Origin of the sequence: Bifidobacterium sp. B4142, assembly GCF_026537325.1 — a bacterium.
Taxonomy (GTDB): domain Bacteria; phylum Actinomycetota; class Actinomycetes; order Actinomycetales; family Bifidobacteriaceae; genus Bombiscardovia.
In genome coordinates this window covers 660,697-676,380 of sequence record NZ_JAFNMJ010000001.1, presented here as the reverse complement: position 1 = coordinate 676,380, position 15,684 = coordinate 660,697, and the positions used below count along the sequence as shown (strand labels likewise).

At 60.9% G+C, this 15,684-nt stretch carries 12 protein-coding genes and 1 pseudogene; 4 read left to right on the top strand and 9 right to left on the bottom strand.

Annotation, left to right across the window (positions count from 1 at the left end; translation table 11 throughout):
- Both J3U06_RS03120 and J3U06_RS03115 read left to right on the top strand, forming a co-directional pair.
- Positions 1–606 carry an ECF transporter S component gene (locus J3U06_RS03120; RefSeq protein WP_267444293.1) on the top strand — a complete coding sequence of 202 codons (606 nt, stop codon included), beginning with the start codon at positions 1–3 and terminating at the stop codon, positions 604–606.
- Positions 607–639: 33 nt separating this feature from the next.
- Entirely contained in the window at positions 640–3,066 is a 2,427-nt protein-coding gene (locus tag J3U06_RS03115) for an energy-coupling factor transporter ATPase (RefSeq protein ID WP_267444292.1), read from the top strand.
- Between the two features lie 383 nt (positions 3,067–3,449).
- On the opposite strand, the gene J3U06_RS03110 is transcribed toward J3U06_RS03115, so the two are convergent.
- The 6 genes and pseudogenes from J3U06_RS03110 to J3U06_RS03085 form a co-directional block, all read right to left on the bottom strand.
- Positions 3,450–6,098 carry an ATP-dependent Clp protease ATP-binding subunit gene (locus J3U06_RS03110; RefSeq protein WP_267444291.1) on the bottom strand — a complete coding sequence of 883 codons (2,649 nt, stop codon included), beginning with the start codon at positions 6,096–6,098 and terminating at the stop codon, positions 3,450–3,452.
- Between the two features lie 132 nt (positions 6,099–6,230).
- Positions 6,231–7,184: pseudogene (locus J3U06_RS03105) on the bottom strand (DUF3027 domain-containing protein); the annotation flags it as partial.
- A 67-nt stretch (positions 7,185–7,251) separates the two neighbouring features.
- Positions 7,252–7,641 carry a cold-shock protein gene (locus tag J3U06_RS03100; RefSeq protein WP_015022102.1) on the bottom strand — a complete coding sequence of 130 codons (390 nt, stop codon included), beginning with the start codon at positions 7,639–7,641 and terminating at the stop codon, positions 7,252–7,254.
- A gap of 123 nt (positions 7,642–7,764) precedes the next feature.
- Positions 7,765–9,684 carry a HAMP domain-containing sensor histidine kinase gene (locus J3U06_RS09320; protein ID WP_324123860.1) on the bottom strand — a complete coding sequence of 640 codons (1,920 nt, stop codon included), beginning with the start codon at positions 9,682–9,684 and terminating at the stop codon, positions 7,765–7,767.
- Positions 9,674–10,432 carry a response regulator transcription factor gene (locus J3U06_RS03090; RefSeq protein ID WP_267399685.1) on the bottom strand — a complete coding sequence of 253 codons (759 nt, stop codon included), beginning with the start codon at positions 10,430–10,432 and terminating at the stop codon, positions 9,674–9,676. The genes J3U06_RS09320 and J3U06_RS03090 overlap by 11 nt, the downstream gene beginning before the upstream one ends.
- A gap of 4 nt (positions 10,433–10,436) precedes the next feature.
- The gene (locus J3U06_RS03085) at positions 10,437–11,228 is read right to left on the bottom strand and encodes a TPM domain-containing protein (RefSeq protein WP_267399684.1); all 792 of its coding nucleotides are present in this window, start codon (positions 11,226–11,228) and stop codon (positions 10,437–10,439) included.
- 69 nt (positions 11,229–11,297) lie between these two features.
- On the opposite strand from J3U06_RS03085, the gene J3U06_RS03080 reads away from it, so the two are divergent.
- Positions 11,298–11,591: a WXG100 family type VII secretion target gene (locus J3U06_RS03080; RefSeq protein WP_024626574.1), complete on the top strand. Its 294-nt coding sequence runs from the start codon at positions 11,298–11,300 to the stop codon at positions 11,589–11,591.
- Between the two features lie 207 nt (positions 11,592–11,798).
- Here J3U06_RS03080 and groL read toward each other — a convergent pair whose 3' ends face one another.
- From groL to J3U06_RS03065, 3 genes are all read right to left on the bottom strand, one after another.
- Positions 11,799–13,418, bottom strand: a complete 1,620-nt coding sequence (groL, locus tag J3U06_RS03075) for a chaperonin GroEL (protein WP_024626575.1) — start codon at positions 13,416–13,418, stop codon at positions 11,799–11,801.
- A 297-nt stretch (positions 13,419–13,715) separates the two neighbouring features.
- Positions 13,716–13,919, bottom strand: coding sequence for a cold-shock protein (locus J3U06_RS03070; RefSeq protein WP_015022108.1), 204 nt, complete (start codon positions 13,917–13,919; stop codon positions 13,716–13,718).
- Between the two features lie 169 nt (positions 13,920–14,088).
- Positions 14,089–14,733 (bottom strand): LytR C-terminal domain-containing protein, encoded by a 645-nt coding sequence (locus tag J3U06_RS03065; RefSeq protein WP_267444289.1) that lies wholly within the window; start codon positions 14,731–14,733, stop codon positions 14,089–14,091.
- Between the two features lie 148 nt (positions 14,734–14,881).
- Here J3U06_RS03065 and J3U06_RS03060 point away from each other — a divergent pair, with 148 nt between their 5' ends.
- The gene (locus tag J3U06_RS03060; protein ID WP_267399681.1) at positions 14,882–15,670 is read left to right on the top strand and encodes a uracil-DNA glycosylase; all 789 of its coding nucleotides are present in this window, start codon (positions 14,882–14,884) and stop codon (positions 15,668–15,670) included.
- Positions 15,671–15,684 lie beyond the last annotated feature (14 nt).

The following is a 15,684-nucleotide window of genomic DNA, read 5'->3' as shown; positions in this document are numbered from 1 at the left end:
ATGAGCATGCCCAATTCTCATACACACACCGTTGCAAACAAGGACACGCGCTTCAATGATGTCCACTCCACAGGAGCGGGCGGTTCAGGACGCTGGTCTACCAAGCGGATCGCAGTCTACGCGCTCTTCGTAGCTCTGGCCGTGGTTCTGAGCTTCTTCTCCTTCCCGATCTTTCCTGCGGCCCCCTGGCTCAAATACGACCCCTCGGGCATCGTCGTCCTGGTGTGTGGCTTCGCCTTCGGACCAGCGGCTGCCGCCATCATCTCCATCCTGGGATTCGTTCCTCACCTGTTCACCAACCCCTTCGGCGCTCTGATCTCGATGATCGTGGCCCTGGCCCTGAGCGTGCCGGCAGCCTTGATCTACCGCAGGTTGCACAGCCGTAAGGGAGCGGTCATCGGGATCGTCTCCGGCGCTATTCTGGGCGTGATCGCAGCCATCCTGTGCAACGTGGTAATCACACCCTTCTACGCGCACATGTCCATGGCCAAGGTGGTCGCCATGATCGTGCCGATCCTCCTGCCCTTCAACCTGATGAAGTTCGCCATCCACGGCGTGGTCACCTTCCTGATCTACAAGCCCATCTCCACACTGATCAACAAGTAGGCCACAGCGGTTCGGAACGTCATGGCGGCATCCATGGACCAATCCCCAGTCCCGGATTCAGCGGATCCGAAGGCGACCGTCGCCCGGCTCAGCCAGGTCTCTTTCTCTTATGACGGAGGCCGGACCTGGGCCTTGGACCATCTGTCCATGGAAGTGCGTGCAGGCGAACATCTGTGCATCCTGGGAGCAAATGGTTCCGGCAAATCCACACTGGGAAGCATCCTCTCGGGTGCGACGGCACCTGACCACGGCCAGGTCGAGCTTATGGGCCGATCCGTCTGCTCCGATACGCCGGGTCAGGGCCGACAGATCGATACTGAGGCCTACCGACAGGCACGGCGGAGCATCGGCATGGTCTTTCAGAACCCCGAAGACCAGATCGTAACCACCGTTGTCCAGGACGACGTGGCTTTTGGACCCGAAAATCTGGGCATGCCCCGCCAAAAGATGCTTTCCTGCGTCCCAGCGGCCCTGAAGCAGGTAGATCTGCAGACGCGGATGAATGATAATCCCACCCGCATGTCTGGCGGGCAGCAGCAACGACTGGCCCTGGCCGGCAGCCTGGCCATGAATCCAAACATGATGGTGCTGGACGAACCTGGCGCCATGCTCGACGCGGCCGGTCGACAGGAGATCCAATCAATTCTGCGTCGACTGACGGCCCAGGGCACAGCTGTCGTCCACATCACCCACCTGCTCGAGCAGGCCAGGCATGCTGATCGGGTCCTCGTGCTTGACCATGGGCACATCCTGGCTTCAGGAAACCCGGTCCGGATCCTGGAAGGACAAAACCTGCCTGTCCTTGCCCGCGAAGATGCCCAGCAGGCAGGCAGCGAACCGGATCGGAATACATCAAGCCAGAGCGCGACGATACATGCGGATACGAAATCTATGGTCGGCGATCGGGCTGATACTATGGTCAAACTCTCGGGCGTCTCCTACAGCTTTCCCGATGCCGACGACCAAGCGCTCAGCCATGTGAGTCTGGAGTTGGCGGCAGGACAGACCCTGGCCATCATCGGGCGCAACGGATCCGGCAAGTCCACACTGGCCAGGCTCATCTGCGCCCTGGCCACTCCCGACAGCGGGTCCATCCAGGTGGCCGGCCTGCCCCTGGCCGGACCCGACCGGCCCAAGGCCAGGCATCTGCGGCGCCAGAATCTGAAGCTGCTGCGCCAACGAGTCGGCTATGTCATGCAATACCCCGAACATCAGCTTTTTGCGGATTCTGTTGCCCAGGACATCGCCTATGGTCCACACAACCTGGGCTACGGGCCCGAACAGGTGCAGCATCGGGTGGATGAAGCCATGAAGCTCCTGGGCATCAGTGATCTGGCCGACCGCTCCCCCTTCGACCTCTCGGGGGGCCAGCGGCGCCTGGTGGCCATCGCCGGAGTCGTGGCCTGCAGCCCGCAACTGCTGGTTTTGGACGAGGCCACTGCCAGTCTCGACCCCCAGGCCTGCGCACGCATCATGACACTGCTTCGAGTGCTCCATCGGCGCGGTGTCACCATCGTCATGAGCACGCACGCCGATCGTGAGGCCCTGGGCCTGGCCGACCAGACCCTGCTCCTGGAGCATGGAGAAACACTAGCCTATGGGCCTGCTGCTGAAGTCGTGAAGCGCTACCATCAACTGCTGGCAACAGAAGCAGCGGAGAAGGAAACCAATCGCACTCAGACCGACCAGAAACCCCTGTCCTTGCTGGCAAGACTTGACCCGCGAGCCAAGCTGGCAACCTTCCTCCTAGCCATGTTCACCGCCTTCGCTATCTCCACGCCAAGGCAGCTTGTTCTGGCGCTGGTGGTCACTGTAGGTCTCTTTGGCGCCGCCCGGGCCCCACTGCGTTCCATCATGAACTCGGTCAAAGGCTTTCTGGCCCTCATGCTTCTGCTGGCTCTGTTCAATCTTTTGGTCACGCAAACCGGCCGGAAATTGGCTGCCTGGGGCCCATTCGTGCTGACCACTGGCGGCATCTGGGTGGCCGTACTCTATGCCTGCCGCTTTATGCTGATTATCTTTCTGGGAGCGCTCCTAGTGGAGACCACCACGCCCACGCAGATGACCGATGCCTGTGAATCCCTGCTGAGCCCACTGTCAAAGCTGGGCATACACACCAATGAGATTGCTCTGGTCCTTTCATTGGCCCTGCGTTTCATCCCCACCTTGGGACGCGAAGTTCAGGCCATCGTGGAGGCCCAGGCCGCCCGCGGCGGATCCATCGAGTCCGGCTCGCTCTCTCAACGCCTGCATGCAGCCATAGCCATCACAGTCCCCGTCTTCGCCGGAGCCCTGCGCCACGCTGATAACCTGAGCCGGGCATTGGACGCCCGGTGCTATGAGGGCAGCCGTCAAGAACGCACCCACTACCGATTGCTGCGACTGGGCAGGATAGACATCCTGTTTATCGCTCTCATGTCCCTCTACCTTCTGGCCCTGCTGCTGCATCCCCTGTTCTGAGCAGTCAGGGCCACGTCAAGCACTTAGCCCATGCCTGGCTTAAGTGCTCCATCCCGCAACCATCTGAGTCCTCGACTACTTAAGCAAACGAGCCGTTGTGAATGGAAGACTGACCTGGGAACGCTGGGGTCAGTCGCTGTCAACTTCATCGCTGCCTCGAAGCTGATATAAGAAAACGATCGAGCCCTTCGGCGGACTCGTAAGGCAAGGCGAATGCGGAGCTCACTCTGCCAACAGACACTATATATTTCAAGCGATGCTTCAAGAACAATATTGCAGAGATCAGCACCGATCCTCGGCAGCATCAAATAAGTGGGGCTGGAGCACTATCCAAGTGCTCCAGCCCCACTTCAGTCAGCCGCGTCAGGCATTAACCATGTATCTCAGTCACCAGCAGGCGAACTCTGGCCAGACTGCTCAGGACCCTGGCCATCCTGGCTCTGGCCGTCAGCCTCGCCTACTGGCGGAACATCAGCCTCGGAAGAGCCGACCGAAGCTCCAACCAGTTCGGGCTTCTGGTCCTGTCCATCAGCGGAGCTGGCCGCATGCCTGGGTCCCTCAAAGGGCTTGCCGGTGAAGGTGAACTCGCCCAGGATGCCCTCGCCTTCGGCGTCAACCTGAACGGACTCATTGTCTGTAAGCTCACCCATGAGGATCTTCTCGGAGACGGCATCCTCAATGTCCCGCTGTATGACGCGGCGCAGAGGCCGGGCACCCAGAAGCGGATCGAAGCCCTTTTCAGCCAACAGGTCCTTGGCCTTGTCGGTCAGGTCCAGGGACATGTGACGCTCGAAGAGACGATCGTTGAGCTGGGTGATGTCCAGATCGACGATCTGACGAACCTGGGGTTCAGTCAGCTGCTGGAAGACGATGATGTCATCCAGGCGGTTCAGGAACTCGGGCCTGAACTGCTGCTTGAGCTCGCTGGTCACCTGGTCCTTCATCCGCTGATAGGAGGTCTCGGTGTTGCCGCTCACGTTGAAGCCGGTGTTGGCCGCCTTGGCGATGTCGCGGGTTCCTAGGTTGGTGGTCAGGATAATGATGGTGTTCTTGAAGTCCACCATACGACCCTGCCCATCAGTCAGATGACCGTCGTCCAGCACCTGCAGAAGGGTGTTGAAGATGTCCGGATGAGCCTTCTCGATCTCGTCGAAAAGGACCACGGAGAACGGCTTGCGCCTGACCTTCTCGGTCAGCTCGCCACCCTCTTCGTATCCCACGTACCCTGGAGGTGCGCCGAAGAGACGAGAAGTGGAGTATTTCTCCGAGAACTCGGACATATCCACCCGGATCAGGGCATCCTCATCATCAAAGAGGAACTGGGCCAGTGCCTTGGCCAGCTCGGTCTTGCCCACGCCGGTGGGGCCAGCGAAGATGAAGGAACCAGCGGGACGCTTGGGATCCTTGAGACCCACTCGGGTGCGACGGATGGAGCGGGACAGGGCGGAGACAGCCTCATCCTGGCCGATAATCCGCTTGTGCAGCTCCTTCTCCATACCCAGGAGCTTCTTGGACTCGGCCTGAGTCAGCTTGAAGACCGGGATGCCGGTGGTCGAGGAGACCACCTCGGCGATTACATCCTCGTCGACAACCATCTCGACGTCGGACTCGCCCTCGTGCCAGGCCTGCTCCTTCTCCTTGCGCTCGGCCTCCAGCTTCTCCTGGCTGTCGCGCAGCTGAGCGGCCTTCTCGAAGTCTTGGTCCTTGATGGCCTGGTCCTTCTGAGCGGAGATACGATCCACCTTGGCGTCCAGCTCCTTGAGCTCCGGCGGTGCAGTCAGCCGCTTGATGCGCAGACGAGCGCCGGCCTCATCAATCAGGTCAATAGCCTTGTCAGGCAGGTTCCTGTCCTGAATATAGCGCGCAGAGAGCTCGGCCGCCGACTGCAGAGCCTTGTCAGTGATAGTGACGTGGTGATGATGCTCATAGCGGCCGCGCAGGCCCTTGAGGATCTCGATGGTCTGGGCGATAGTGGGCTCAGAAACCTGGATCGGCTGGAAACGCCGCTCCAGGGCTGCATCCTTTTCGATGTACTTGCGGTACTCGTCGGTAGTGGTTGCTCCGATGGTCTGCAGTTCGCCACGGGCCAGCAGAGGCTTGAGCATGTCAGAGGCTCCCAGAGCCCCGTCAGCCGAACCTGCGCCGACGATGGTATGGATCTCATCGATGAAGAGAATGATGTCGCCCCGGGTCTTGATCTCCTTGAGCACCTTCTTCAGGCGCTCCTCGAAGTCGCCCCGGTAGCGTGAACCGGCCACCATGGAGCCCAGATCCAGCGAGTAGACCTGCTTGCCCTTGAGGGTCTCGGGCACATCGCCTTCGTGGATCTTCTGCGCCAGACCCTCGACCACGGCGGTCTTACCTACACCGGGCTCTCCGATCAGCACAGGGTTGTTCTTGGTCCTCCTGGACAGAACGACCATGACCCGCTCAATTTCGTTGGCTCGGCCGATGACCGGGTCCAGCTTGCCTTCAGCGGCTTCCTGGGTCAGGTTCCTGCCGAACTGGTCCAGGATGGCTGAACCGGTCTGCCCGCTCTTGTTGGAAACGCCACCGGCGTTGGCCAGATCGCCCTTGCCGGCATCGCCCCCCTCGTGGCTGCCGCGAATCATGTCAATAGTGGCGGTCCGCAGATCGCCCAGGTCCACGCCCATCTTGATCAGCACCTGGGTGCCGACACCTTCACCCTCGCGGATGAGTCCCAGCAGAATGTGCTCAGTGCCAATGTAAGAGTGTCCCAGCTGAAGCGCCTCACGCAACGACAGCTCCAGGACCTGACGGGCGTGCGGCGTAAATGGGATGTGCCCATTGGGAACCGCATTGCCCTTACCGATCATCTCCTCTACCTGTTTGCGGGTGGCATCCAGTTCCACGCCCTTGGAGGCCAGGGCCTTGGCGGCGACACCGTCACCTTCCCTGATCAGGCCCAGGAGGAGGTGCTCGGTGCCGATGTAATTGTGCTGCAGAGTGCGGGCCTCTTCCTGCGCCAGCACAATCACCCGCCGCGCACGGTCGGTAAACCGTTCGAACATACTTGTCCTTCCCTTTGATCCGTAATTCACTCTACAGATTTACGGTGACGTTTATTCTCGGCCCACCGGGGATTGCGCTCTGAACGCAACGAGGCCTTGGAATCAGTCCTCTGAGCCGTCTTCCGACTGCATCTGCTCCATGAGTTCCACCTCAGGGCGCTCCTCGCGAGGCTTCTGCCTGACCACATCAATATGAAGATCGTCATAGGCCGGCTGGGACTGGACCCAGAGATGGGACTCCTCCTGGGGCTCGATCTCGGAATGCTCCCCGCAGCCATGATCCAGGGAGACCACACGCCCATCGTCCGGGCTCCAGCGATTGGCACAGACGCCGAACATGGACCCCAGATCACCTGCCAGGGGAATCATGAAGCCGCAGGTCTCGCAGGCCTTGCCCTTGGCCGTTCGGGTCGACAGGGACTTGGGACCGTGCTGCCCCTCGTACCAGCGCTTGGCAGTGGCGGACCTGGCCTCGACGGTCATCAAGTGCCGACGAGTCAGAGCGAAGCGGTCGACGGCCTCGTCCAGGTCGTCGGAAGATGTCTGTGCACCGAAGGAAACCTGGCCATCCGGTTCCTGCTCGCGAACGTCTTTTTCGTCACCTGAGCGGTCTGCCAGGCGGAAGACCGCACCGTCAGCATCAACCGGGGCGGATGCTTTCTGACCCTCTTCATTGTCCTCTGGGGTCTGCTGCACTTCAGAATTCTGAGGCCTAGCCTGCGCAGGCTTGTAGCCGGCCGTCAGTCTGGGGTCGTCGGGGTCGGTTCCCATGGCATCGGTCACGCTCAGATCCGAGGGCAGCAGGCGATCCTTCCAGGGAACCCAAGCCGGGGGCTGCAGGGCCGCATCGGTGGGCACCAGAGACGATTCATCCACAGTCCAGGTACCGGCATCCTCATCACGGTAAAGGGTGACCGACCACTGCCAGCCCTCGTAGCCCTTGATAGCCGAGGCGAACCGGTAGTCCCAGACTCCATCCCCGATCAGGGTGCGGTCGACCAGCCCACCAACCTCATCGCTGTCGGCAGCCACGCTTAGAGCTACCCGCCTGGCCAGTTCCTCAGGATCCAGGTCCTCTTGAACCATCTATCACACCTTCATCATCAGTGGGACCGGATCAACCGATCCTCGTCGGATTCTTCTCGCCGTCCACTCAGTCCGGCACGTCAAAGTCATCGGCCACAGCCCTCAGGAGGGTAGCCAGCTTGGCGGATTCGGCCCGACCTGGATAGTGGTGCCGACGCAGGCCATTGCCAGCCGAATCCAGCAGCTTGATCAGATCCTCCACGATGGCGGCCATATCGTCCGGATCGGGACGCTTGGCACGCAGAATGGAGGGGGTAGGCCCCACCAGCTTCAGATCCAGTGCCTGGGGGCCCTTGCGGCCCTCAGCCACCGAGAACTCCACCCGGGATCCCTTGCGTATGGTGGATACCCCAGCAGGCAGGGCTGATGATGGCAGGAAGACATCCCCACCTTGTTCATCCGTGATGAACCCGAACCCCCGCTTGGCGTCGTACCATCGTACTCTCCCGCTGGGCATGCTCTGCCACTTCCTTACGTTGCTTCTTGTACAGGTATATCCGAAATCAGTCTACCTGACCTGGACAGGCAGGACGACCCATCTTGTCATGGGCATACGGAACGGGTTGGCAGCAGGATTGGCCTAATCCTCAACGCCCCCCTGATCCTGCCTGACGCCCTGGGGTATGACGATGGTGAAGGTCAAGCCGCCCCCTGGGGTCTGCGAGGCGCAGATGAACCCCTGATGGGCCTTGACAATGGATTGTACAATGGCCAGACCCAGCCCCGTGCCGCCCTTCTCCCGAGCCCTGGATGGATCGGCTGTGTAGAAGCGCTCGAAGAGCCTGGACCTGGATTCCTCCGGGACGCCCGGCCCGTGGTCGACCACGCGAATAATGGCGTAGTCGGTGCCCACATGGCTGTTCTCTGCCACTTGGATCGCTTCTGTCAGACGTCCCAGCGAGGATTCGGCGGCCTCCAACCTTGTCAGATCCGCTGGAGCGATGGTCGCCTTGACCAGGCCCAATCCCACCCGAACAGGCGAATCAGATGGGGTATAGCGGTGGATATTGCCCACGATATTGGTAATCACCTGACGCAGACGGCTGGGATCGCCAGTCACCTGCACCGAGGGCAAGGGGCCTACATGAATGTCCAGACTGACAGATGGACCCAGGTGCCCGCCCACGGTGATTTTCTCCTTGCTGCGCCCTTTGAGGCCTGGCAGACCCTTGTTGGCTGCGACCGGGACCTCCTGGAGGGCTGGCTGATCCTCGGTATGCAGGCATACCTTTCCTGTAGCCACCTGCCTGCCCGGGTCCAGGGCATGCAGGTCATCCACCCCATCTCGCACCAGTCCAGTCAAATCGACCGCCAGGGTCGGGTCGATTCCCCTGCCCTCATCCAGGCGTGCAAGCGAGAGCAGATCCGTGACCAGGACAGTCATCCTGGTGGAGGAGTCCTCGATGTGCTGAATGGATTTGTCGGCCCGCTCCAAAGCCCCTGGATAGTCACGCTGCATCCTGTAAAGCTCCGCATAGCCGTGGATGGCAGCCAGTGGGGTGCGCAGCTCATGGCTGGCATCTGAAACGAACTGTTTCATCTTCTCAGTGGTCTGGCGCTGCTCGTCGAAGGAATGCTCGATTCGCGTCAGCATGGCATTCAGGGATGCTGCCAGGGAACCCACCTCGGTATTCTCCGGGAAACTGGGAATGCGTTGAGAAAGGTCGCCAGCCGCTATCTTTGCAGCGGTCTTCTCAATGCGCTTGAGGGGAACCAGGGTGGACTGGATCAGCAGGACCGAGATGACTCCACCCAGAAGGACCACCACGACGGAAATGATCATGCAGAAAGCCGTCAGATCATGCACAGCCTCATCCTGATCGCTCATGGACAGGCCAATGAAGAGCACGCCGCTGATTTCGGAACCGTCCAGCTCGTTGCCTAGCTTCCACTGCATGGCCACCACCCGCCAGGAGGCTCTGGCTCGCTTCATGGTGTCCCGGTCGGGCGAGGCCTGCTGAGAGCCGCGCACGTAGGCTGGTACCGTGGTCGGCTGGCCCAAGGGTATCGAGCCCAGGCTACCGTCGGCCGGAAGGCGCGGGCGGGAGACGACCCCATTGACCTGCATCGGATTCAGATCGTCCGAAATGATGTGCAGGTCGTCGTCGCGGATCTGCAGGAAATAGTCGGTGGGGCCAAGCCCGTTCTTGCTCAGATCCTCCTGACGAAGGAGGGTGGCGTTGCGAATGCCTAGGTTGGCCTGGCGGATCAATTGCGAGTCTGTGCGCTTCATCAGATAGTCGTCGGCCATTTGGCAGATGGCTACAGAAACGCCCACCGTGCCCACGATGAGCAGAATGAGCATGCTGGCCACAAGTTTGGTGCTTAGGGGGATGGCAGCCAGAGGCGACCTAGGCAAGGAGCGATCCCTCGGTTTGCTGGAGCCGGATGCCTTGCCGGAGTCCGAACCCATGAAGGACTTGGACCCGTCAGCCGTCTTCGTGCCGGGAATGGCCGACGATTCTGTCTTGGGGAGCGGACCCTCGGGACTAGTCGCCATCGCCGCCGTCCGATGCGTTCTGCCTGGGAGCCCTGATCATGTAGCCGATGCCGCGCTTGGTCTCAATCAGCGGGGTGACCTTGCGCTCACCGCCTTGTCCGTCACTGACGGTGATGCCATCCACTTTCTTGCGCAGGTATGAGATGTAAGATTCAACAATGGCCGCATCGCCGCCCCAGTCGTACTGCCAGACATGGTCCAGGATCTGGGCCTTGCTGAGCACACGACCCTCGTTGTCCATCAGGTAGCGCAGCAGCTTGTATTCGGTCGGGCTCAGGTCGATGGGTTGACCGGCCCTGGTGACGTCGTGGGAATCCTCATTGATCTCCAGATCGCCCACACGAATGACCGGATCGTCCTCCTGGTGTTCGCGGGTCCTGCGCAGTATGGCCTTGATCCTGGCCACAACCTCCTCCAGGCTGAAAGGCTTGGTCACATAATCGTCGCCGCCCACAGTCAGTCCCATGACCTTGTCCTGGGTGTCATCCCTGGCGGTCAGGAAGAGCACGGGCGCATCGATCCCCTCCTGACGGATGCGTGAGGTGACCGTGAACCCATCGATGTCAGGCAGCATGACATCCAAGACAATCAGATCTGGCTGGGTGCGCTCAATGACCTGGATGGCCTCGGAGCCGGATGCCGCGGTCTCGACAGCAAAGCCCGCGAAGTGCAGGGAGGCCACCAGCAGATCCCTGATGGACGGTTCGTCGTCGACCACGACCAGTTGTGCTTGCGTCGGTTTGCTCATGGCTTCAGCTTGCCGCCTCTTTCTGGGTATTCTCTGATAGTTTGCTGACCGTCTCTGCCGGGCGTAATTGTTTCTTTGCAGCGCCGGACTTGCGATGATGAGCCCCGGTTCGGCTACTGCGACGCCACCAAATCGTAACGGCTACGCCCAGCACGATCAGGACGACAACCGTCGCCGAAAGAGCAATGATCATCACCCGGTGATGCCGGTGGTTTTGGTCAAGAGTCTCAACCTGGTCCATCATGGCCTTGGCCGAGCCCACCCAGTCGGGATTGCGGCCCTTGGTGACTGGCTCCAGAGCCGCCTGCGAGAGCTGATCCACGCTGGATTGGTCCTTGAGCCAGGCCTGCGAGTTGCTGGAGACCGCCACGACCAATTTGCCGTCCTGAGAGGCCACAGCCAGCAGAACCGTGTCGTGGGTGGGCTTCATCGATTCGAGCACCCTGGATGCCCAGGTCTCAGGCTTAACACCTTGATAGAAATGCGGAAGGTAGAGCAGTCGGACCGATACTCCTGTCTGCTGCGCGGTTTCCTCAATGGCATCCTTGACTGATCCCACGTCAGAACCCAGCAAATTCTGCGGATCGGTGATCGTGTCGGTCATGGTTCCGGCCCCAGTCTGAGGCTCATCGGCAAAAGCCTTGATCGGCCCCAGGACGCCGACCATCACAATCATCAGGAGCAGGAAAGCCAGCACCCGCCTTATGGGTGAAACGCCGACAGGATTCGTCTTGTGGAAGGGGACTCGTTCGACCACATGGATCCGCGGACGGGGCAACTGCTTGAACACTGTCATAGTGTCCACAGTAGCGGTTGACGGCAGTGGACTCCCCCACCATCACCGCCATTCACGGAAAGGACAATCATGACACGATTCCAAGTTGATTCTGATCAGATACAGACAGCCTCCGGCGCGGTCAGCGGCTCAATAGGAGCCATCAGAGATGCCGTGGCGGGAATGTACACCAATCTGGACAATCTGCAAAGCGTCTGGCAGGGCTCGGCGGCCAGCCAATTCGCCACGGTGGCCCAGCAGTGGCGCGCCTCGCAGGCTCAGATGGAACAGGCGCTTGAAGGTATCCAGGCAGCTCTGACACAGGCATCGTCGCTCTATGCGGACACCGAGGCCCAGGCCACCCGTCTGTTCGCCGGAGCCTGACGCCTGGTTGATACATGCAAGCAACCTGGAGCTATGTGATCATGGCGGATCGGCCCCGGACCTGGCAAGCATATGCGGAAAACGAAAACAGACGGTCAACGAGTACAAGAACAGAGACAGGGGCCTGCGCACCATTATCCGGTGCGCAGGCCCCTGTCCTTGGCGATCAATCAGTTCGGCCGAAAAGCCGGGCCGAACCTCGAGGGATCAGTAGCCCATGTCGCCCTGAGGCTGAGCGGCAGCAGGTGCCGGAGGCTCAGGCTTGTTGGCCACGACGGCCTCGGTGGTCAGGAAGAGCCCGGCGATGGAGGCAGCGTTCTGCAGAGCAGAACGAGTCACCTTGACAGGGTCGGCCACGCCGGCCTCCAGCAGATCCTGGTACTCGTTGTTGGCGGCGTTGAAGCCCTGACCAGCAGGCAGCGAACGAACCTTGTTGATGACCACGTCACCGGAGACGCCGCTGTTCTCGGCAATCTGCTTGATGGGGGCCTCGATGGCGCGGAAGACGATGGATGCGCCGGTGGACTCGTCGCCATCCAGCTTGACATCCTTCTCGGCCTTGGCAGCGGCCTGAACCAGAGCCACGCCACCTCCGGGCAGCAGGCCCTCCTCGATGGCGGCCTTGGCGTTGCGGACAGCATCTTCGATGCGGTGCTTGCGCTCCTTGGCTTCGACCTCGGTGGCTGCGCCGACCTTGATGACGGCCACGCCGCCGGCCAGCTTGGCCAGCCGCTCCTGCAGCTTCTCACGGTCGTAGTCGGAGTCGGTGTTCTCGATCTCGGTGCGGATCTGGCCCACGCGAGCGGAGACCTCGTCCTTGGAACCACCTCCGGAGACGATGGTGGTCTCGTCCTTGGAGACGATGACCTTCTTGGCGGTGCCCAGCACGCTCATGTCGATGGAGTCCAGCTTGAGGCCGAGCTCATCGGAAACCACCTGTGCGCCGGTCAGAATGGCCATATCCTGCAGCATGGCCTTTCGGCGGTCGCCAAAGCCAGGGGCCTTGACGGCGCAGGAGTTGAAGGTGCCGCGGATCTTGTTGAGGATCAGGGTGGGCAGCGCCTCGCCGTCCACGTCCTCAGCGACGATCAGCAGCGGCTTGCCGGTCTTCATGACCAGCTCGGCGATGTGGACCACGTCCTGCTGGCTGGAGACCTTGCCTGAGGTCAGCAGAATGTATGGATCATCCAGAACGGCGGTCTGGTCGTCGTTGTTGGTGACGAAGTAGGGAGCGATGTAGCCCTTGTCGAAACGCATGCCCTCGGTGAACTCCAGGTCCAGGCCGAAGCGGTTGTTGTCCTCGACGGTGACCACGCCGTCCTGACCGACCTTGTCCAGAGCCTCGGCGATCTCATTGCCGATCTCGGGGTCGCCTGCAGAGATGGTGGCGGTGGCAGCGATCTGATCCTTGGTCTCGACTTCCTTGGACTGTGCCACGAGCTCCTTGACGATGGCATCGGCCGCCTTCTCGATGCCGCGACGCAGGGCGATGGGGTTGGACCCGGCAGCCACGTTCTTCAGACCCTCATGCACCAGGGACTGGGCCAGTACGGTGGCGGTGGTGGTGCCGTCTCCGGCTACGTCATCAGTCTTCTTGGCTACTTCCTTGACCAGCTCGGCGCCGATGCGCTCGTAAGGATCCTCCAGGTCGATCTCCTTGGCGATGGAGACACCGTCGTTGGTGATGGTCGGCGCGCCGTAGGACTTGTCCAGCACCACATTGCGACCCTTGGGGCCCAGCGTGACCTTGACCGTGTCGGCCAGCTTGTCCAGGCCGGCAAGCATGCCCTGACGAGCTTCCTCGTCATACTCGATGATTTTTGCCATTGTTGCTTCCTCCGTCATGGCTTGAGGTTTCATGACCCACCGTCGGCGTGGAACGGAACCCGACCGTCAGCTGTCGTGTTATCACTCCCGCACCTCGAGTGCTAATTCAGCAGATTAGCACTCGGTGGGGCCGAGTGCCAACCTGAGTGGAAAATACGCTGCAGGCTGTATGTCATATCGGCCCTGACCGATCAGCCGTGCCCACAGACGATCCGCACTCTGCTCTCAAACGAATGCTATAAAAAAATGGACCCCGGAATGACCGGGATCCACCATGACGAATACAGAAGACGACAATCAGAGCTTGGTGACCTTGGTTGCCTGCAGACCCTTGGGGCCCTGCTCCACCTGATATTCGACCTTATCTCCCTCATCAAGGGTCTTGAACCCGTCGGACTGAATGGCTGAGTAGTGCACGAACACGTCCTCGCCGCCATCGTCGGGATTGATGAATCCGTAACCCTTGCCAGCGCTGAAGAATTTCACAGTGCCTTGTGCCATAACTAACTTCCTTAACATAGGTGCCGCGTCACAACAGATACGAGACTGACCGCATCTGCCTGGTCGGCAAGGTCAGTTTAGGCCCATTGATAGGGCAATTGCAAAACGCCGAGCCGAAATTCGGGAACTTTTGCCATCGAATTTCCTTGGTCGTCCGGTTGGTTGAACCTCACTGCATGAGGATGGCTTCCACCGGAGTGGAGGCCACGGAGGACTGCTCTACCTGGGTGATGCCCAACAGGCTGGCCACCTCCTGGGCAGTAGCCTTGTCACCCTCGTCACGGTAACGGACCGTACTTACGCCAGACAGAGCGCCCTGCGGGTTGGTTGCCGTGACCGCAGTATAACCGGCATTGACCAGAACCTGACGCTTGTTGCCTGCATAACCGGTGATCCTGGTTCCGTTGATGACCGCCACCTGTGTGCCCCTGTTGACCACGGGTGCCGGGCTGCTGCTGGATGCACTCGCCGAAGGCGATTGCGAGGACGGTTGTGAAGCCTGGCCCTGTGAGGATTCTTCAGCAGAGGTCTTGCTCTCTGAGGCAGAGGAGGATGCAGACCTCTTGGGCAGATGGCTGCTGATGACCCGTGAGGAATCAGTATGCGTCTGCTGCCAGGGCAGGGAGCCACTGACTGCAGCCCATAGGCCCAGTCCGCACAGCACGGCCAAGACCACCACCAGCAGGTAGGGCAGAACCCTGACCGACAGGGAACGAGGCCCCCGATGCACACCGACCGGCCCCTTGGGAGGGTTGTCGAACGCATCATGAACCTGGGGGCGCGCCTGCGTCCCATTGTCGCGCGTGCTAGCCATGAACTCTCCTCTGCTCCACCGGATCCTGAACCATTATAGGTAATGGGACGCCGGAGCAGCATCCCACTGACCATCCGACGTTCCCGCAAGCCTGGGAGAGCCATGACAACCCTGGCCGGCTCATAGCACCAAGCGATATAGTGACCTTATGAACAGCAGCCAGCCTATTGCCGCAACCTCCCCCGCGCCGACGAACGGAACCGGTACCAACCCTCCGACCATAGCAGGAGGCCAGGGCCGACCCCATCGCAAACCTCTGAGTGCCCTGGTGGATCCCGGCTGGGCCAAGGCTCTCGCTCCTGTCGAACCCAACATTCACCGGATGGGCGACTTCCTCAGATCCGAGCTGGCCCAGGGCCACCGCTATCTGCCTGCCAGCAAGAACATCCTGCGCGCCTTTACCATCCCCTTCGACTCCATCAAGGTCCTGATCGTGGGCCAGGATCCCTATCCGACTCCCGGGCATCCGGTAGGCCTAAGCTTCTGCGTGGATCCTGCAGTCAGCCCCATCCCCGGCTCCCTGCGCAATATCTACGCCGAGCTGAGTACTGACCTGGGCCTGCCCACGCCCTCCAACGGCGATCTGACACCTTGGACCCGGCGAGGGGTCATGCTGCTCAACCGCTGCCTGACTGTTCGGGTGGGCAAGCCGGCCAGCCACCGGAACAAGGGCTGGGAGGAGATCACCGACGCCGCCATCCGAGCTCTGAACGACAGGCGCGACCAGGAGGGCAAGATCCGGCCCCTGGTAGCCATTCTTTGGGGAAGACAGGCCCAGAGCCTGGAGCCCCTGCTGACCAACGCGGCCATCATCAAATCCCCGCACCCCAGTCCCATGTCGGCCCGATACGGCTTCTTCGGGTCCCGTCCGTTCTCCAAGGCCAACGAAGCGCTGGAGGCCATGGGCGCCGAGCCGGTGGACTGGTCCCTGACCTGAGTCCGGCTGGCTGA